Origin of the sequence: Arthrobacter sp. StoSoilB13, from assembly GCF_019977255.1 — a bacterium.
In the GTDB taxonomy this organism is placed as follows: domain Bacteria; phylum Actinomycetota; class Actinomycetes; order Actinomycetales; family Micrococcaceae; genus Arthrobacter.
This window is the reverse complement of sequence record NZ_AP024649.1, coordinates 737,630-757,040: the sequence shown is the minus strand read 5'-3', so window position 1 is coordinate 757,040 and position 19,411 is coordinate 737,630. Positions and strand designations below refer to the sequence as shown.

Below are 19,411 nucleotides of genomic sequence, written 5' to 3'. Positions count from 1 at the left end.
CATGCCCCGCCCGTACACCCTGTTCACCGGCCAGTGGGCCGACCTCCCCTTCGAGGAAGTCGCCCGCCTTGCCTCAGGCTGGGGCTACGACGGCCTGGAAATCGCCGTCTCCGGAGACCACCTGGACGCCTGGCGCTGGGACGAACCCGGCTATGCCGAATCCAAACTCGCCATCCTAGAAAAATACAACCTCAAAGTGTGGGCCATCTCCAACCACCTCAAAGGCCAGGCCGTCTGCGATGACCCCATCGACTTCCGCCACGAAGCAATCGTCGGCTCGCGCGTGTGGGGTGACGGCGAACCCGAAGGCGTCCGCCAACGCGCCGCCGAAGAAATGAAACACACCGCCCGGCTGGCTCGCGCGCTGGGAGTGGACACCGTCGTCGGCTTCACCGGTTCCTCCATCTGGCAGTACGTCGCCATGTTCCCGCCCGTCCCCGAAAAGGTCATCGACGCCGGCTACCAGGACTTCGCCGACCGCTGGAACCCCATCCTGGACGTCTTCGATGAATGCGGTGTCCGCTTCGCCCACGAAGTCCACCCCTCCGAGATCGCCTACGACTACTGGACCACCGTCCGCACCCTCGAAGCCATCGGCCACCGACCCGCGTTCGGCCTGAACTGGGATCCCTCGCACTTCATGTGGCAAGGCATTGACCCTGTCTCCTTTATCTGGGACTTCAAGGACCGGATCTACCATGTGGACTGCAAGGACACCAAGCTCCGGCCCACTGGCCGGAACACCGTCTTGGGCTCACATTTGCCCTGGGGCGACCCCCGCCGGGGCTGGGACTTCGTCTCCGCCGGACGCGGGGACGTGCCCTGGGAATCCTCCTTCCGGGCCCTCGCCGCGATCGGCTACGACGGCCCCATCTCCGTCGAATGGGAAGACGCCGGAATGGACCGCCTGCACGGCGCCCCCGAAGCCCTCGCCGCCCTGAAGAAATTCGACTTCCCCGCCTCCCAAACCAGCTTCGACGCCGCCTTCAGCAGCAAGGATTAAGAAAGGACCGACGTGATCCGCACCCTTCAATCCGGCCAGCGCTGCGAGGTGTGGATCGCGTCGGTCAACGGCCAGGCTGAGCTGCTCTACAGCTCGGACGACGTGTTGTTTGAAGCACCCAACTGGACCCTGGACGGAGGCTCACTCATCCTCAACGGGGATGGGAAGCTGTGGCGTCTCGATCTGGACGCGGGCTCCTTGGAGCCTATCTACCTCACCGGCGTCCCGCACCTGAACAACGATCACGTCCTGGCACCTGACGGCCAGGGCATCTTTGTCTCCGCGAACGACGGCCACATCTACCGTGCTTTACTGGCCGGCGGACCGGCGACGCGCATCACCGAGGACGACGGCTTCTTCCATTTCCTCCATGGCGTCAGCCCCGACGGTGCGCAGTTGGCGTACGTGGGCATCGAAGCGGGAGACTTCACACAGCCCGGCAGGCTGATGACAATAGCGTCCGACGGCGGTGCTCCCGCCGGCGTTGATGTCGACCGCTTTGATGTCGGCTCAGCCCACTGCGACGGCCCGGAATATTCGCCCGACGGGAAATGGCTTTACCTGAACACAGAATCCTTTACGTCCACGCAGGGCCACGCGCAGCTCGCCCGGATTCGCGTGGACGGCACTGGCTTCGAGCGGCTCCTCGAATCCGAATCAGTGGACTGGTTTCCCCATCTCTCCCCCGATGGCCGGTACGCCAGTTACATCCGGTTCCCCGGCGGAACCGTAGGACACCCCGCGGACCTGAGGGTCGCCGTCGTGCTTGTTTCGACCGAGGACTGGACCACTGCCCTCCATTCATGGCCACTTTTCGGCGGCCAAGGTACCCTCAACGTCAACAGCTGGTCGCCGGACTCCCGGCGTTTTGCGTATGTGGCCTACCCGCTTTCTGACTCGACGAAGGACTAAGCACGTGACCCTCAGCAATGGCACTTCCGATGGAACGATCCGCTGGGGCATCCTCGGCACAGGATTTATTGCCGGTCTCCAGACGCGCGATCTGAACGAAAACGGCTTTACTGTGCAGGCCGTTGGCTCGCGTTCATTGGAATCGAGCAAAGCCTTCGCTGAGCTGCATGGGGTGATGACCGCCCACGGCAGCTATGAGGACTTGGTGGCGGACCCGATGGTTGACGTGGTCTACATCGCTACGCCGCACCCGTTCCATCACGGCAACGCGCTCTTGGCCCTGAACGCCGGAAAGCACGTACTGGTGGAGAAGGCCTTCACGATGAATGCCCGCGAAGCCCAGGAAATCGTGGATCTGGCCGAATCCAAAGGCCTTGTGGCGTTGGAAGCCATGTGGACCCGCTTCCTTCCGCACATGGTCCGCATCCGCGAACTCCTCCAGGAAGGCGCCATCGGCGAGGTCCGGAAGGTAGTGGCCAGCCACAACCAGAGCCTGCCCAAGGACCCTGCGCACCGGTTGAACGATCCTGCCCTGGGCGGTGGGGCGCTGCTGGATCTGGGCATCTACCCGATCTCCTTTGCCTTCGACATCCTGGGTGCTCCGGAAACCATTCGCGCCAGCGCTTCCATGACGGCGACCGGTGTTGACCGGCAGACCGCAGCCATCTTTGAGTACTCTGGTGGCCGGCAGGCCCTGGTTGACTGTGAACTCGACGCCGCCAGCGCCAATCGGGCCATGGTCATCGGAACAGAGGGCTGGATCGACATCGAGCACACCTGGTACAACCCGGTTCCGTTTACTGTCTTTGGGGTTGATGGCACCGTTGTGGAGCGCTACGACCAGCCCGTGAAGAGCCGGGGAATGCAGTTCCAGGCAGCTGAGATGGAACGCCTTATTCGTGCCGGTGAGTCTGCTGGAAGCATCCTGCCGCCGGGTGAGAGCGTGGCGATCATGGCGGCTATGGACGAGATCCGCCGACAGATCGGGCTCCGCTACGACGCCGACACCGTTGTTTCAGAAGAAGGTGCAAAGAAATGACTGAATCTGCCCGCCTTGTGGAGTTGCGCCAGCAGGAAGAAGAGCTGGTGTTCGCAAGCTTTGACCACCACGACGCCTGGCGGCTCGGCTCACTGATCGCCAACCACGCGATCGCCTCGGAATTCGGAGTGGCTATTGATATCCGCCGGCACAACCTTGTGCTCTTCCGTTGCATCCTGCCCGGAGCCACAGCCGACCAGGAGGAGTGGATCCGCCGGAAGTCCGCCTCCGTGCTGCGGTTCGAGCACAGCACTGCCCTGCTGACTGAACAATTCTCAGCCCGCACCCACAGCCCTCTGGGAGGTGGCTGGCTTGCCCATGAGGATTACACGCTCGCAGGCGGCTCGTTCCCCATCCGGGTGCGGGGCGCTGGCGTGATCGGGGCTGTCACGGTGTCCGGGCTGAGCTCAGATGAGGACCACCAACTGGTGGTTGATGGCATCCGGAGTTACCTGAAGACGGTGGCGGTTTAGGGCAAGCTCGGCGAAGCTGCACAATCAGTTCTTGCCGCTGCCGGGCCCGCCCGTTCCGGCTTAGTCGATCCTCTGGCGCCCCAAGCGGGCGTAGATGTCGGGACGCTTTGTCCGCAGGAAGAAGGCATAGACGATTCCGCCGAAGAAAAGCGCGAAGGTGAAAGTCATGAAGATGACGGTCAGGACCGCCGATCCACCGATGAGTTCCGGGTAGTTGGCGATTGCCAGAAAGGTGATGGCACCAAGGAACAGAACGCTGATGATAGGTGCGATGACCGTCTTCCAGATTGATTCCGGAGCCAAGCCACGGCGGCGGATGAAGTACACCAGAACGGCGAAGCTGGTGATGAACATCAAGAGCAGCACAGCGAAGGTGCCGCTTCCACTAGCTATGGGATACAAGGCTTCCGGTGCAACACCCAAAACAGTGAAGAGCACGGTGGCCGCAGCCCAAATGAGGCCCACAGCCAACGCCGAAACGTACGGCGACTTGTGCTTCGGATGGACCCTGCCCAGGAATCTGGGCAGCGCGTGGTCTGAAGCGAGGGCGAAGCTGTACCTGGCTGCGATGTTCTGGATGGACAGCATGCACGCGAGCACCGATGTGATGAGCAGGATGACGGCGATATCGGCAAAGATCCTGCCCGCGAGGCCGACGAGTGCATCATTGAAGAGATTCACCGTGTTGTTCTCAGCCTCGGCCTGGATCTTATCCGCACCGAAGAAGGCGATGAAGGCCCACGCTGCCACTGCATAGAAGATGCCGATGCCTGCCACGGCCAAATACGTGGCGCGAGAGATGGTCTTGTCCGGGTTCTTGACCTCGTCCCGGTAAATAACGGTGGCTTCGAACCCGAAGAAGTTGCCAACGGCGAAAAGCAGTGCCAGGCCAAGGGTTGCGTCGGTGATGGACGGCAGGGCGAACCCTGCACTCTGCACTGCCCCTAGTCCGTTGGCCGAGAACGAAACGACGTCAAACACCACGATGATTGCCACTTCAAGCAGCATGACGATAGTGAGCAGCTTGGCCGACAAGTCGATGCGGTTGTACGCCAGCACGGTGGTTACGGCCGTAATGGCCAGCGCATACCAGTACCACGGTATGTCCGGCCCGCCGAGGGTATTAACCACAAACCCCTGAAGCGTCACCCCGAAGAATGATGGCGCGAAAAAGCCGATAAAGATGTACCCAAACAGCGCGAGGAAGGCGCCACCAAGACCTGCCGGCTTGCCCAGGCCCGCCGTGACAAAGGAGTAGAAACCGCCAGCACCTTGGACACTCCGGCTCATCTTGACGAATCCCACGGAGAAGATAAGCAGCATGAGCGTAACCAGCAGATAGATGGCAGGCGCTGTCTGCCCGCTGAACATCAGCAGGACCGGAAGGGTGCCGGCCACCGTGGCCAAGGGTGACGAAAAGGCCAGCACGTTCATGACGAGTTCTCCGACTCCCATGTTGCCGCTGAGCCGGTTTTGACTTGTCTGACGCGCCACCTGTGGTGCGTCAAGGGTGGTGTTATTCATGTAATCCTCATCACCGAATATTGAGTTCTGAATCACAGTATCGACAGGGCACAGAAGGGTGGTGTGCCATGTTGGGACAACGCCGGCTACGCGCCGGCGCGGGTCCCGGCGCCGACTTCAAGCAAGGAACGGGACAGGGCCACCCCGTGGTCCACTACGCTTTCAAGCTGAGCCTGGCTGCCATCCCATGCAGACCAACGCGCGGAGCCGTCGAGCAGCGTAAAAATAGCCTGGATGGCTTGCCGCGTGACCGCGAGTCCCATTTCTTCGGCCGCAGCGGCGTACATCTCCTGGTGCAGGATCTGCCAAAAGGCCAGCTCTTCACGGAGGTCATCACCCAGGAACCCCGCCACCCTATCCGAGGCAACCAGTAGGTTCCAGAGATCTGCCTCGGGCCGGCTCAATTGCTGGGTGACGTGGAAACGGACAAGGGCTGCCCAGTAGTCACCCGCGCACGGGGTTTCCTGCACCGCTTTGAGAAGGTCGCGGGCGAATCCGTGGGTGAACCAGAGGAGCGATTCGGCCACGATCTGCTCCCTGCCCTGCGGAAAAGTCGAATAGAGACTTGGCGCCTTCAGCCCAAGTTCGCGGCCCAGCGTACGCATGCTCACTGAGTTGTAGCCGTTGGTGGCGGCCAGCCGGAGGAAAGCCACGAGGATTCGCTTCCTGGCGGGCGTCTGTGCCGACCAGTCGCGTTTGGACAGGAATTCCCATACAGCAGCGTTCGCCTGCTCACGCGGAGATGGACTCATTTCATCCTCAAAAGGGTCGTGACGGAATGAGTCTAACTAACAGTCGTTAGGTTGAGAAGACCTTAGCCACACAGAGTCGCCTCTCCCTATAAGGCAGTCAGCAAAACACTCCCGGACGCGGCCCACCACGAGATCGTCCGTGTACGCATCGCAGCTGGTGAGAGTCACGCCAACCGCCGAGAGTGTGAGGGAACCTTGGGGCACGGCTTTGATCCGCCGCCCGGCGTAGGCCATTTGGTGCCAGTCGCTCCCCCAGGGAACCTCAATCACGGCAGAGGCCGCAGGCGCTGCGAAGGACCTGACGGTGTGTTTGGTCCGGCAAAGCCTCCTGATCAAAGTTCGCGCCGGCATATCGAGCAGCAGGCAGGCTGTCGCCAGGTCCGGACCTGCAGCACCACCAAATGCCACGGGCAACTCGTAGCTGGCTGGGGAGTCCTCCCACGTCCCGTACCGGGTCTGGGACGAAGCCGCCATGCCCGCCAATCCAAGACTGGCCAACTCTGCCTCCTGGCGTAAAAGGAAGCGGGCCGTAGCGCTTGGACCAGTGCCAGGAACAAACGCTACGGACCGCGGCTTGGGGGCTAGGCGCCCGGTGTCGGCCACGGCGAGGCATCGCGGATGTCGCGGCCTTCCGCCATGTCCTGGAGGAGTCGGTGAACGAGTTTCCCCGAGCGCTTCAGCTGAAGGTCAGTCCGTTCGCCAAGATCGGTTTCGTTGAAGTGTGCCGATGCCTGCAGCCATTCGACGTGCCGTCCTTGTGCGAGCTTCCTGTTCATCATCGAGATCAACTCTCAAAAGTAATGGGGCTATTGGGTCCCTTCAAGCATCCGTCCCGGGGGCTTGGGCCAACCGTGTCAGTTTGGGACAGGGCTTATCACTCCAGGTTGATGCCCACAGCGAAGATGAAAATGCCGCTTGCGGCCACCAGGAAAGCGGCGGCTCCCAAAGGAACCGCATGCACCCCGCGGAAGCTGGCCATTGAATGCGCTTTCTGTGAGGCGCCAAGATGCCTCCCCGCCAAGCGCAGTCCAGCCGCCACCAGGATGAGGAAAATACCGACGTATGCCACCCTAATCCTCCGTCCAACGGGCACTCAGTGGATCCAGGGCAATCGCCAGGTGCTTGCTGGAGCGTTCCGGATCGATCTGTGAGACCTGCATGGCGCAGCTGAACCCATCCGTGAGGACCAGCTGCGCCCCACCATCGAGCGCCGGGACAATGGAGTGTTCGGCGACCTTCATGGACATATCGAAGTGCTCGGCCTCGAAACCAAAGTTTCCGGCCACGCCACAGCAGGATGACGACTCCACGAGGTTCGGCACGCCCCAGGCTTCCAGGACCCGTTTCTGGGCACCTGAACCGAATACAGCGTGCTCGTGGCAATGGGTTTGCAGCACGGCCGTTTCCGGCGGCAGCGTCTTCGGTTTCCAGCCGCGTTTGATGGCTTCATCAACCGCAACGGAGAACGAGCGGACCCTGGCCGCAACCCGCGTAGCCGCGGCACCGCCCACCAATTTGGGACCTTCGTCACGGATAGTGGCCGCGCAGCTGGGTTCCAGGACCACGATGTCCCGATCCGTGCCGTCATCGAGTTTGTTGATCAGCCTCGCCAGCCGCCGTCGTGCTCCCTCGCGTTGACCGGTGGAGATCCACGACAGCCCGCAACAGGCGTCCGGCGTGCAACCCACGGAACTGCCCGAGTCCCGCAGCACCCGAGCCGCTGCCGGGACCACTTCAGGCCGGAAGGCGCGGGTGAAGCTGTCGATGAACAGCAGGACGTCGGCTTTGTCGGTGAAGCCTGCCTCTCCCACCCGCCTCCGGATGCGGCCGGACGCCGCGAAGGCCGGGAGCCGTCGTCGTGCGCTCACGCCCAACTTTTCGCCCACCCAACGGAACGGACGGAAACCGGTCCCCGCGTTGGCGATGGGCGCAATACGCGTCAACAGTGGCAGCCACCGCGGCAGCCAACCGATCGAATAGTGCGTGAACGGCCGGATTTTGCCGCGGTAGTGCTCATCCACCAGCTGCGACTTGGCTTCAGCGATATCCACGCCCGTGGGACAGTCGGCGGAGCAGGCCTTGCAGGACAGGCACAGGTCAAGGGCTTCCCTGACTTCCGGACTGGACCAACCTCCGTGGCCCGTGCCCTTGGTCCGCGTCAGTTCCTGCAGGACGCGGGCACGGCCGCGGGTCGAGTCTTTCTCGTCTTTGGTGGCTCGGTAGCTGGGGCACATGAAGCCGCCCGCGGTTGCCCGGCAGCGCCCAACACCAATGCATGCATGCGTATTGCCGACGAAGGGGCTCACCACGGGCAGGAGGCTGCGGTCCTCGGAAGAGGGTACGACGGCGGCACCCGGCACCGCGGCCGGTTCACCGTGCGCGGGGCCCGGCTGGGGCACGCCCTCCAGAGCCAGCGAAGCAGCGAAGGGCTCCGGGTCCACGATGATCCCCGGGTTGAGGATTCCGGCTGGATCCCAGAGGTGTTTGAACGCTTTGAAGATGCCCACCATGGCCGGTGAGTACATCACTTCCAGCAGTTCGCTGCGTGCCCGGCCGTCGCCATGCTCGCCGGACAGGGAGCCGCAGTGGGCCACCACGAGTGCCGCTGCTTCGCGGGTGAAGTTCTCGAAGGCCTCCCGGCCGGTGTCGCTGCGGAGGTCGTAGTCCAGGCGCATGTGCACGCAGCCGGCCCCGAAGTGTCCATACAGGGAGGCGGTGTAGCCGTGTTTCTCCACGAGGGGCAGAAGCTCCGCCAGGTAGTCGGCCAAACGCTCCGGGGCGACCGCCGAGTCTTCCCAGCCGGGCCAGGTCTGAACACCATCGATCCGCCGGGATGAGAGTCCCGCACCGTCTTCGCGCACCCGCCAGAGTTTGGCGCGCTCCTGGGGCTCCGTGACAAGGGCTTGGTCAACAACCCGGCCGTCGGCTTTGAGTTTCTCCAGCAGCTGTTCGCAATCGGAGGCCGCCTGTTCCGTGGTGTCCCCGGGGAACTCAACCATCAGGAAGGCCTTGCCCTGCGGGAGGGTGTCGACGCTGGCGGCACCCCGTCGGTGGCGCATGATGTCCACGATCGATGCATCCAGCCCCTCGATGGCACTCGGCTTGGCAGGGAGGATGGTCATCACATCACGGGCCGAGTCGATGGTATTTGCATAGCCAAGGCACAGGAGGGCCGTGGTCCGGGGCTTCGGCACCAGCAGGACCTTGGCCCGCACCACAATGGCGCACGTGCCTTCGCTGCCTGCCAAGGCCCCGGCGATGTCCTGGTTGTTCTCCGGCAAAAGGTGTCCCAGATGGTAGCCGGAGACCTGCCGGGGAATGTTCCCCAGTTCGACCCGCAGTGGGGCGAGGTTGGCCTGGGCCAACGCCTTCAATCCTTCGAGAATTTCCTCCGCCCGGGTGACGGAGTGCTGGTCACCTGCGTCAACGGCCCGCAGGAAGTCCCGTCCGGCATGCAGGTGGGCGCCGTCCGCCGTGACGACCTCCAATTCCTGCACATGCTGGGTCATTCGTCCGTAGGCCACCGAATGGTTGCCGCAGGCGTCGTTGCCGATCGATCCGCCGATCGTGGCCCGCGTCATCGAAGATGGGTCCGGGGCGAAGGTCAGCTCACCGCCACTCGCTTTCTCGACGTAGGAGCGCAGCTCGCCAAGCACGACGCCGGCGTCCGCCCAGACCGCCGCAGTACCGCCGTCGAGCGCTTCCACGTTCGTCAAGCGGCGCGAAAGGTCGATCACCAAGGACTCACCGATCGCGTTGCCCGCCATGGACGTTCCGCCGCCGCGCGGGGTGATGGGAACGCCGAAAGCCGAACATCCGCGCACGATGGCCCTGACGTCGTCGACGCTTGCGGGAAAGACGACGGCGGCAGGCCGGACACGGTAGTTGGACGCATCGTAGGAGTACTCGGAGCGCCGTCGCGGAGAGTCATCCACCTCGATGCCCTGTCCGCGCAACGCGACAAGCAGCTGCTCTACTTTCGTGTCTCCGTCGTCACCATGGGGCATGTTCGCCTTCTCCAATTCGTAGTGGTCCGCTGGAATTCTAGGCAGGCTGGAACCCCGGCGGAGTGTGCCAAAACAGTACGGGCACAGCGGGGAGACCCGCTGTGCCCGTACTTTTGTCCGGAAGTGGTTACTTCAGGAACTCAGACAGGTTGTCCTTGGTGATGAGCGTGAACGGCAGCGTGTAGCGGTTGTCCACGTTTGCGCCGTTCAGGAAGTCGGTCACTACCTCAACGGCCTTGACGCCCTGACCCGCGGAGTCCTGGCGGACCGTTGCGGACATGGTGCCCGCCTTGATGTCCTGCAACGCGGGATCGGTACCGTCGACGCCAACCACTGCCTTGAACTCCGCGGTGCGTCCCGCATCGGCAATGGCGGAAGCCGCACCGATGGCCATTTCGTCGTTGTTGGCCACAACCGCGTCAATCTGGCCGGACGGGAAGCGCTGAAGGGTGTCCTCCATGTTGCGCTTGGCGTCATCCCGGCTGCCCTTGGCCTGGAATTCGGCCACGATCTTGAAGTTCTTATTGATGGTCTTGTCGAAGCCGGACTTGCGGCGGTCCGTCCACGATGCACCGTAGATGCCTGCCGCGAACACGAGGTTGCCGCCGTTGGGCATCAGCTTGTTGAGGTATTCGGCCTGCATCTGGCCGGCCACGGTGTCATCCACGCCGATGTAGCTCTTGTAGCCGACGTCCGATCCGTCGGCGAACTCGGTGGACAAGATGAACAGCGGAATGTTGGCCGCAATGACCCTCTTTGCCGCGTTCTGGCTGGCATCGCCGTCCAGCGGCTGCATGATGACCGCATCCACCTGGCGGGTGAGGAGGTCCTCAACCTGGTTCAGTTCGCTGCCGACATCCTTTTTGGAGTCGGTGATGTTGAGCTTGACGCCCTTCTCGTCCGCCGTCTTCTTCATGGCGTCCGTCATGTGGGCCAGGTCCGGGTCCTGCAGGTCAAGGACCACAACGCCGATGTTGTAGGTCTTGGCCGCTCCGCCGCTGCTGGTTGCGTTGCTGCTTCCTGCGCAGCCGGTGAGGGTGAGTGCCCCCGCTGCCATCATGGCGACCGCCGCGGCGATCTTACGTCGCATACCCATGGTTGTTCCTTTCAGTGGTTTGTCTGTGCGCTTGGAGATTGTTGTGATGCATTGTTTGTTGCTGGGTCAGTCGGACTTCCAGCGGTTCAGCAGGACGGCGAGTACCAGGATCACGCCCTGCACGCCTTGCTGGAAGTAGGAGGAAACGCCCATCAGGTTCATGCCGTTCATCACCACGCCCAGCAGGAGCACGCCGATGACGGTCCCGCGGATGGTGCCGACGCCGCCAAAGAGGCTCGTTCCGCCAATCACGACGGCGGCAATCACCTGGAGCTCGTAACCGGTACCGGCCACGGGTGCGGCCCCGTCCAGACGGGCTGTTAGGACGAGTCCGCCAAGGGCAGCAGTGACGCCGCCGATGAGGTAAACGGTGAACAGCACGCGGCTGGTTGAGATGCCAACCTTCTTGGCCGATTCCTCGTTGCCACCTACGGCGTAGACGTGGGAGCCGAACTTGGTTCGGCTGAGCACAAATTCGCAGATGACGGCAGCCACCAGGAAGATGATCACGGGAACCGGAATGGGGCCGAGGAAACCGGATCCCAGCCACTCGGCTGGTCCGCTCAGGCCGGAGACAACCTGCCCGTCAGTGATCACCAGTGCCGCCGTACGGGCTATGGCCATGGTGGCCAAGGTCGCAAGGAAGGGGAGGATGGCTCCCCAAACCACCATGGCTGCGCTGAGGAAGCCCACCAGGAGGCCGACGCCCAGGCCGGCGATCAGCGGAAGCCAGAAGGCGCCTCCACTGGCAGGGGCAAGCAGGGCGAAGGTCATGCCGGCAAGGCCAACAACGGAGCCCACAGACAGGTCGATACCTGCCGTGATCATGATGAAGGTCATTCCCAGCGCGATCAGTCCGATGATGGATGACTGCCTGACGACGTTCACGATGTTGTTGAGGGTCAGGAAGTTCGGTGCCGCCGCGGCGAGGAAGACGAGGATCACCACGAACAGGATGATGATTCCGTAATCGCCAATGAATCGCTTGACCTTGGTGGCGGTCAGGCCTTCCTTGAGGTCGGCTGGCCCCAACTTGGTCTTGATGTTGTCCATGGTGATGCTCATGAGTCGCTCCCGGTGGTAGTACCGCGCGCGGCCAGTGCATCCACGGTTTCCATTGCTGATGTGCTTCCGATTTTGCGGCGCTCCTCCGGAATGCCGCTGCCGGTGTCGACGTAGTCGTCCAAGGTGCCGTGCGAAATCAGGTGGGCCACTTGGGCTTCGGAGACATCTCCCACGCGGAAACGTCCCACTACCTGCCCCTGGCGCATGACGGCGAAGCGGTCCGCGACGGCGAAGGCTTCGTCCAGGCGGTGCGTAATGATGATGACCGCGATGCCCAGGTCCTTGAGCCGCTGGGTTACTTCAATAAGCTTGTCCACCTTGGCCACCGAGAGGTTTGCGGTGGGCTCGTCCATGATGATCAAGCGGGCATCGAAGGCCAATGCCCGGCCGATTGCCACGGCCTGCCGCTGGCCGCCGGAGAGCCGCTTGACCTTGAGGCGCGGGTTGATGGGGATGTCCAGGCGTTCCAGCACGCGCTTGGTTTCCGCTTCCATTTTCTTCCTGTCGATGATCCTCAACAGGGGACCCAGGATGTTCTTCTGGGGCTCGCGGCCCAAGAAGATGTTGGTCCGGACATCGAGATTGTCGGCCAGGGCGAAGTCCTGGTAGACCATCTCGACACCTTGGTCCCGGGATGCAGATGGCGTGGGAAACTCGGTTTTCTTTCCGTCCAGCTCGATCGCGCCACGGTCGGGCTGGTAGACGCCCGTCAGCACTTTCATGAGCGTGGATTTGCCGGCGGCGTTGTCTCCAAGAAGAGCGAAGGTTTCGCCGGGCATGACATCGATGCTGACTCCGCGCAATGCGGACACCGCCCCGAATGTCTTGTGTATGTCCTTAAGGGCGACCAGTGGAGCTGTCGCCGGTGGTGCGTCGGTCATCTCATCCTCGTTTGATAGGGCCATGCAAATGAACCGGTGAAACACCTTTAGCGATGGGCCATCAAACAACGTTGTTTGACTTTGCAGAATCCGGGGCAATTCGAAGAAAGTCCCGCAACTGCGTGACCTTCGCCACACTGTTTCACTTACTTGAACTTTGGCGGATTGGAGAATGCGGGAGATGTGCCACTTTGAAACACCAACCTGACGTGAATTGTTGCCGCGGGACACAATTCCCTTCCCTTAAAAAACAAAGCCCGGCCCGGCACGGATTGTTGCGAAATAATCCGTGCCCGGGCCGGGCAGTCAAAGGGCTACGCTGACAGCTCCACGGCTATCGCAGCACCTGTCCGGGCGGACTTCTCTGCCGCGTCAGCCAGGATCAGGGCAGCACGGCCGTCCTCGAAGCCAGGACTCCGCGAGGGAAGCCCGCGGACAGCGCGCAGGAACTCTGCGACTTCAAGCCGGTACGCCTCCGCGTAGCGCTCCAGGAAGAAGCTCTGGTACGGCCCCATCCCCTCCACCGTCCTGGCACCCCAGTGCCGGACCAGGCTGTCGTTCTTGTTGGCCACCTGAAGCAAGCCCGCGGATCCGAAGGCCTCGATGCGCTGGTCATAGCCATATGCGGAATGCCGCGAGTTGAAGATGGTCACAAGCTCATCTTTCGAACCCCGCAAGGTCACCACCGTCGAATCGAAGTCGCCCGCCTGCAGGATGCCGTCACTGAAGACGTTCGCGCCTGTGGCCGACACCTCCACGATGTCCGGAATGAAGTAGCGGGCCATGTCCAGATCGTGAATAGTCATGTCCCGGAAGATCCCGCCGGACTGGGGCAGATAGGCCGCCGGCGGCTCCCCGGGATCGCGACTGGTGATGACCAGTTGCTCCAAGACTCCGATCTCGCCAGCCCCCACACGCCGCCTGAGCTCCACGAAATGCCTGTCAAAGCGCTTGTTGAAGCCCAGGGCGATCGGGATATCCGTAGCAGCCGCCTTGGCCCGGAGTGCATCAACCCGCGCAATTTCCAGGTCGATCGGCTTCTCGCACAGAACCGGGATCCCGGCGTCGATCGACTGCTCCATGAGGTCCACGTGAGTGGCCGTGGGAGACGCCACGATAACGGCATCGACCTCCCCGGAGGCAAAAACCTCTTCCGGGTCGTCACTCACACGCCCACCATATTCGGCGGCTGTTCGCTTGGCACCCTCTATAAAGGGGTCGCACACCCAGGCCAACGTCGCTTCTTCCAGGGTTGCCAGGCTCATGGCATGCACTTGACCGATCCTGCCGGTCCCGAACAGGCCAACTCTGATCTGTTGCGTCATTGCAGGTCTCCAGATGTTGAAGTGATGTTTTAGTCGATCTTTTGCCGGCCCAATCTGGCATAAACATCCGGACGCTTTGAGCGCAGGAAGTAGGCATAAACAATCCCGCCGAAGAACAGCGCGAACGTGAAGGTCATGAAGATGGCAGTCATAACGGCCGATCCGCCGATCAGTTCCGGATAATTCGCGATGGCCAGGTAGGTAATCAAGCCAAGGAAGATCACGCTGACGATGGGCGCCACAATCGTCTTCCACACAGATTCAGGAGCGAAACTGCGGCGGCGGACAAAGTAAACCAGGACGGCGAAGCTCGTGATGAACATCAGGAGCAGGACGGAGAAAGTGCCGCTTCCGCTGGCGATCGGGTAGAGGGCTTCAGGAGCAACCCCCACCACAGTGAACACCACCGTGGCCACGGCCCAGAGCAAGCCAACGCCTACTGCTGAAACGTAGGGGGACTTGTGCCGCGGATGCACCCGACCCAAAGCCTTGGGGAGTGCCCCATCAGCGGCCAGCGAGAAACTGTAACGGGCCGCGATGTTCTGGATCGAGAGCATCGAGGCCAGGATCGAGGTGATGAGCAGGACTACCCCGATGTCAGCGAAGATCTTGCCCACCAGCGCCGTGGCGCCGTCGTTGAACAAGTTCACGGTGTTGGCCTTGGCCGCTTCCTGGACGTTGTCCGCTCCCAGGAACGCGGTGTAAGCCCACGCAGCCACCGCGTAGAACAGGCCGATGCCCACCACGGCCAGGTAGGTTGCCCTGGGGATGGTCCTGTCCGGGCTCTTGACCTCGTCGCGGTAGATGACCGTCGCTTCGAAACCGAAGAAGTTCCCAACGGCAAACAGCAGCGCGAGGCCCAACCCGGCGTCGGTAATCGACGGCATCGAAAAACCGACGCCTTGTGAGACGTCACCTGAGACGAACGCCGCGACATCGAAGATGATGACGACGGTCGACTCGAGCAGCATGACCACCGTCAGCACCTTCGCGGAGAGATCGATCCGGTTGTAGGCCAGCAACGTGGTGACGACAATGATGCCCAGGCCGTACCAGTACCACGGGATATCCGGACCGCCCAGGGTATTGACCACGAAGTTCTGCAGCGTGAGGGCGAACAGTGACGGAGCAAAGAAGCCGATGAACACATACCCAACCAAGGCCAGGAGCGCCCCGCCCAAGCCGGCCGGCTTGCCCAGGCCTGCCGTGACGAAGGAGTAGAAGCCGCCGGGAGCTTCGACGCTCCGGCTCATCTTGACGAACCCCACCGAGAAAATCAGCAGCATCAGAGTGACCAGGAGATAAATCCCCGGAGCAGTGTGGCCACTGAAAAGAAGCATCACGGGTAAGGTGCCCGCAACGGTGGTCAGGGGGGAGGAGAACGCGAGCACGTTCATCACGAGCTCGCCGACCCCCATGTTGCCGCTGAGCTTGTGTTCCTGGGTCTGGGTAGGCGTTATCAGCTTCCCTTTTGTTGAGCTAGACATGTAATCCTCGTCGCGAAATTTAGAGTGCTGAATCACACTACCGACGCGGATTGTGGGAGTACTGTACCAGCCTGAGACACGGGCTTTGGAGCGGTTCCGCCCAACTTCTTCAGGTCAACAATGTCGTTCAGCGGCTGGTCCGCTTTCCACCGCTGCAGGTTCCTCTCGAAGCAGTCCACAACCCGGCCACGCCATCCGATCAGGTCTCCGGATGCGTGGGGCGAGACCAGGATATTGTTGCGGCTCCACAGCGGATTTTCGGCCGCCAGCGGCTCGTTCTCGAAGACATCCAAGGCCGCTGCACCCAAGTGGCCCGCATCGATGGCATCAAGGAGGTCCTGCTCCACCACAACCGCTCCACGGCCAACATTGACCAAGCGGGCACCCGGACGCATTTTGTCAAAGCGGTCAGCGTTGAACAGACCGCGGGTCTCCTCGGTGAGTGGCACGGTCAGCACAACGTCCTGGGCTTCTCCGAGGAGCACGTCCAGTTCGTCAAAGGAGGCGATCGCGCCCAGTTGGGAATCCTCACGGGCAGACCTGCCGACGACGGTCACGTCCATGCCCGCTGCCCGCAACAGCAGCACAGTTTCGCGCCCCACCGGGCCCGGACCGACCACCAGCACCTTGCGGCCCAAAAGCGGTTCGGTCTCGCGGTGCTGCCAAGTCCGTGCCTGCTGTAACTCGATGGTGCGGCGCAGGTCCTTGGTGAACATCAACAGCACGCCCAGGACCCATTCAGCGATGGGGCGTTCACACACTCCACGGGAGTTGCTGACCACGATGTCGCTGTTGATGATCTCCTCGGTCATGAGACTGTCCACGCCAATGCTGGAGGTGTGGATCCAGCGCAAGTCCCCGGGGCCCACTTCGCGCAGGAGTTTGGTCCGGAAATCGTTGAGGAACAGGATCTCCGTTCCCGGCAGCGCTGCCCGGAACTCATCCGCCGTCCGGACCACCACCACTTCGGCTTCGGCCTCCAGACGTTCCACGGGAGGAACCGGGCGGCCCTCCTGGACAATTGCAATTACTTTGGGTCGTGACACACCTTCTCCTTTCAAGGGGCCGCTCCCAGACGGGAACGGCCCCACCATCCGTGCTTAGGGCTCGCCGCGGCCTACCAGCCGCCCTGCCAACCGCTCATCAGGCCGTAGGGCAGCCGCTGGGGCTCCTCGTCCGGCAGGCCCTTGAGGAAGTCGAAGTCGCAACCTTCATGTGCCTGGTTGACGTGGTCGATAAAGAGCCGTCCGTAGCCACGGCGGTACTTCGGCTCGGGCAGCTTGAGCTCAGCGAGCCGGGCCTCGATCTCTTCCTCAGGAATATCGAGGTCAAGGCGCTGGTTTTCCACGTCCAGCACAATCGGATCGCCATCGCGGACAATGGCCAGCGGGCCGCCCACCGCAGCCTCCGGCGAAACATGCAGGACTGTGGTGCCGAAGGCCGTGCCACTCATTCGCGCATCGGAGATGCGCACAATGTCGCGGATTCCCCTGCGCAGCAGCTTCTCCGGAATGGGAAGCATGCCCCATTCCGGCATACCAGGCGCACCCACGGGGCCGCTGTTGCGGAGCACCAGGACCGAGTCCTCGGTGATGTCCAGGTCCGGGTCGTCTATCCGTCGTCCGAGATCGTAAATGTCGTCAAAGACAACTGCCGATCCCTTATGCTGCAGCAGGTCCTTGGAGGCTGCGCTCCGCTTGATCACCGCACCGTTGGGGGCCAGGGAACCACGGACGACGGCGATGCCGCCTGAGGCGTCGAAGGGCGCCTCGAGCGTGCTCACGACGACGCCGTCCGGCTCGGGTGCCGAGCTGTAGCCCTTTTCGAGGGACTGGCCGGTGACCGTGACGGCATTCCTGTTCAGCAACGGGTCCAACGCTTTTAGCACAGTGGGAATCCCACCGACCTGGAACAGTTGCTGCACCAGGTACTCGCCGGAAGGACGGACATTAACGATCCGCGGCGTCCGCTGCGAAATTTCGTGGAAGCGGTCCAACTCCAGTTCGTAGCCAACCCTGCGGGCCAACGCCAAAAGGTGAACCACTGCGTTAGTCGAGCCACCCACGGCCATGAGCAACGTGATGGCGTTATCGAACGCTTCCTTGGTCAGGATCTCGCTGGGCTTCGGACCTGACAACGCCATTTCCACCGCCCGGCGTCCGGTGGCTTCCGCTGCCTGCCCGCGGCGTGAATCGACGGCGGGAATGGACGCAGTGCCGGGAAGGCACATGCCCAACGCCTCCACGAGGGACGTCATAGTGGAAGCCGTACCCATCTCGCTGCAGTGGCCGGCGGAGGGCTTGGCAGCGGACTCGAGTTCGTCGAAGTCCGCCTCGGTGATCTTGCCCGCCCGCAGTTCGTCTGCGTACTTCCACGTGTCCGTGCCGACGCCCAATTGCTTGCCCCGGAAGTGCGCCGGCTCCTGCGGGCCACCCGTAAGCATGATGGTCGGGATGTCGGCGCTGGCCGCGCCCATGAGCTGGGCCGGAACGGTCTTGTCACAGCCACCGAGCAACACGATCGCGTCCAGCGGGTAGGCCCGGATGGATTCCTCAACGTCCATGGCCATCAGGTTGCGGAACTGCATGGCCGAGGGCTTCATCAGGCTCTCGCCCAAGGAGATGGTGGGAAACTCCAGCGGCAATCCCCCGGCCATCAGGACGCCACGCTTCACGGCCTCGGCAAGCAGCTTGAAGTGGATGTTGCAGTTGACCAGTTCGGACCAGGAGTTGGCAATGCCGATCACTGGACGGTCCTTGATGGCGAAGCGCGAGAAGCCTTCGGCCTGGATGGCGGTGCGGTGCACGAATCCGGTGAGGTCGTGCGGCGCGAACCAGCGTGCGCTGCGGAGATCGTTGTAGTTCAACTCGGACATATCCTTCAAAGCTCCTTGGCTTGTTTGTCTTTATGAGGTCGTGGGTGAGGCAGCTACGCGGCGGAAGTGCCGCCGTCGAACGCCATGCTGGTGCCGGTGGCGAAGGTGCCGTCAACCGCCAGGAAGTAGATAGCCGCTGCCACTTCTTCCGGATCGGCGAGGCGGTTCAGCGGGACGGTGCTTTCCTTCTGCTGGAGGGCCAGGACGGGGTCCGGTTCGGACTCCAGGCCCGAGCGCAGCATGGGCGTATCAATCGGACCAGGGCAGACAGCATTGACGCGGACATGGGGCGCCAACTCCACGGCGAGCGCCTTGGTAAGCCCCACGACGCCGGCCTTGGCTGCGCAGTAATGGGCCAGCCCGGCTACGCCCATGGTTGCGAGATCCGAGGCGACGTTGACGATTGCCCCTCCCCCGGCTCTGCGCATATGAAGGCCCGCTTCCCGGGCAACGTAAAACGTGCCGGAGAGGTTGGTGTCCAGCACCTCGCTCCAGCGGTGCTCGTCCAGGTCCTCCAGGGGCGCGTAACCGGCAACCCCGGCGGCGTTGACGGCCACGTCGAGGCCACCGAGGGAGTGGATCGCTCCCCGGACGCCGTTCCGGACTGATTCGGCGTCAGCGACGTCGGCGACCACCCGGTGCGCAACGCCGTCGATCGCGTCCGCAACCCGTTGCAGCTCGCCGGCGCGACGCCCTATGAGTGCGACCCGCGCGCCCCGCGCTGCGAAGAGTTTTGCGGTCGCTTCTCCGACGCCGGACGTTGCGCCCGTGACGAGCACCCGCAGGGGTTCCGTCCGAATCCGTTTGTTGCGGTCCATCATCGTCGACGGGCTCCTCTTGGTTGGCGTTGCTGGACTATACGTTCTACTCAAACAGCCGTAGGCCCTCGCCGGATGTCTCAGATTGAGACACAGCACAAACACCTTGCCTCCATAGGCTGATGCGCAGATGCCGCCTTTCTGTGCGGCACAG

At 62.6% G+C, this 19,411-nt stretch carries 18 protein-coding genes; 4 read left to right on the top strand and 14 right to left on the bottom strand.

The window, feature by feature from the left end; genetic code table 11:
- The first annotated feature begins 1 nt into the window (after position 1).
- From LDP01_RS22120 to LDP01_RS22105, 4 genes are read left to right on the top strand one after another with little or no spacing between them, the layout of a single operon-like run.
- The gene (locus LDP01_RS22120) at positions 2-1,003 is read left to right on the top strand and encodes a sugar phosphate isomerase/epimerase family protein (protein ID WP_224094239.1); all 1,002 of its coding nucleotides are present in this window, start codon (positions 2-4) and stop codon (positions 1,001-1,003) included.
- 12 nt (positions 1,004-1,015) lie between these two features.
- Entirely contained in the window at positions 1,016-1,915 is a 900-nt protein-coding gene (locus LDP01_RS22115) for a TolB family protein (RefSeq protein WP_224094238.1), read from the top strand.
- Between the two features lie 4 nt (positions 1,916-1,919).
- On the top strand, positions 1,920-2,954 hold the full coding sequence (locus tag LDP01_RS22110) for a Gfo/Idh/MocA family protein (RefSeq protein WP_224094237.1): 1,035 nt from the start codon (positions 1,920-1,922) through the stop codon (positions 2,952-2,954).
- Positions 2,951-3,427, top strand: coding sequence for a heme-degrading domain-containing protein (locus LDP01_RS22105; protein WP_224094236.1), 477 nt, complete (start codon positions 2,951-2,953; stop codon positions 3,425-3,427). Before LDP01_RS22110 ends, LDP01_RS22105 begins: the two co-directional genes overlap by 4 nt.
- Before the next feature lie 60 nt (positions 3,428-3,487).
- Here the strand turns inward: LDP01_RS22105 and LDP01_RS22100 are convergent, their stop codons facing one another.
- The 14 genes from LDP01_RS22100 to LDP01_RS22035 form a co-directional block, all read right to left on the bottom strand.
- Positions 3,488-4,951 (bottom strand): APC family permease, encoded by a 1,464-nt coding sequence (locus LDP01_RS22100; protein WP_224094235.1) that lies wholly within the window; start codon positions 4,949-4,951, stop codon positions 3,488-3,490.
- An 86-nt stretch (positions 4,952-5,037) separates the two neighbouring features.
- Positions 5,038-5,703 carry a TetR/AcrR family transcriptional regulator gene (locus tag LDP01_RS22095; protein ID WP_224094234.1) on the bottom strand — a complete coding sequence of 222 codons (666 nt, stop codon included), beginning with the start codon at positions 5,701-5,703 and terminating at the stop codon, positions 5,038-5,040.
- Positions 5,704-5,739: 36 nt separating this feature from the next.
- A complete protein-coding gene (locus tag LDP01_RS24045; RefSeq protein ID WP_224095126.1) occupies positions 5,740-6,177 on the bottom strand; it encodes a carboxyltransferase domain-containing protein in 438 nt (145 codons plus the stop codon).
- A 107-nt stretch (positions 6,178-6,284) separates the two neighbouring features.
- Entirely contained in the window at positions 6,285-6,482 is a 198-nt protein-coding gene (locus tag LDP01_RS22085) for a hypothetical protein (RefSeq protein ID WP_224094233.1), read from the bottom strand.
- A 95-nt stretch (positions 6,483-6,577) separates the two neighbouring features.
- Complete coding sequence (locus LDP01_RS22080) at positions 6,578-6,772, bottom strand: hypothetical protein (RefSeq protein ID WP_224094231.1); 195 nt, start codon at positions 6,770-6,772, stop codon at positions 6,578-6,580.
- Position 6,773: 1 nt separating this feature from the next.
- Positions 6,774-9,710 (bottom strand): FAD-binding and (Fe-S)-binding domain-containing protein, encoded by a 2,937-nt coding sequence (locus LDP01_RS22075; protein WP_224094229.1) that lies wholly within the window; start codon positions 9,708-9,710, stop codon positions 6,774-6,776.
- A gap of 127 nt (positions 9,711-9,837) precedes the next feature.
- Positions 9,838-10,806: a sugar ABC transporter substrate-binding protein gene (locus tag LDP01_RS22070; RefSeq protein ID WP_224094226.1), complete on the bottom strand. Its 969-nt coding sequence runs from the start codon at positions 10,804-10,806 to the stop codon at positions 9,838-9,840.
- Between the two features lie 66 nt (positions 10,807-10,872).
- Positions 10,873-11,871, bottom strand: a complete 999-nt coding sequence (locus tag LDP01_RS22065) for an ABC transporter permease (RefSeq protein WP_224094225.1) — start codon at positions 11,869-11,871, stop codon at positions 10,873-10,875.
- Positions 11,868-12,752 (bottom strand): ATP-binding cassette domain-containing protein, encoded by an 885-nt coding sequence (locus LDP01_RS22060; protein ID WP_224094224.1) that lies wholly within the window; start codon positions 12,750-12,752, stop codon positions 11,868-11,870. Before LDP01_RS22060 ends, LDP01_RS22065 begins: the two co-directional genes overlap by 4 nt.
- A 314-nt stretch (positions 12,753-13,066) precedes the next feature.
- Positions 13,067-14,077, bottom strand: a complete 1,011-nt coding sequence (locus LDP01_RS22055) for a Gfo/Idh/MocA family oxidoreductase (protein ID WP_224094223.1) — start codon at positions 14,075-14,077, stop codon at positions 13,067-13,069.
- A 29-nt stretch (positions 14,078-14,106) separates the two neighbouring features.
- A complete protein-coding gene (locus LDP01_RS22050; RefSeq protein WP_224094222.1) occupies positions 14,107-15,564 on the bottom strand; it encodes an APC family permease in 1,458 nt (485 codons plus the stop codon).
- A gap of 32 nt (positions 15,565-15,596) precedes the next feature.
- Positions 15,597-16,610: a D-2-hydroxyacid dehydrogenase gene (locus LDP01_RS22045; RefSeq protein ID WP_224094221.1), complete on the bottom strand. Its 1,014-nt coding sequence runs from the start codon at positions 16,608-16,610 to the stop codon at positions 15,597-15,599.
- A gap of 71 nt (positions 16,611-16,681) precedes the next feature.
- A complete protein-coding gene (locus LDP01_RS22040; protein WP_224094220.1) occupies positions 16,682-18,439 on the bottom strand; it encodes an IlvD/Edd family dehydratase in 1,758 nt (585 codons plus the stop codon).
- A gap of 53 nt (positions 18,440-18,492) precedes the next feature.
- Positions 18,493-19,260 carry an SDR family NAD(P)-dependent oxidoreductase gene (locus tag LDP01_RS22035; RefSeq protein ID WP_224094219.1) on the bottom strand — a complete coding sequence of 256 codons (768 nt, stop codon included), beginning with the start codon at positions 19,258-19,260 and terminating at the stop codon, positions 18,493-18,495.
- Positions 19,261-19,411 lie beyond the last annotated feature (151 nt).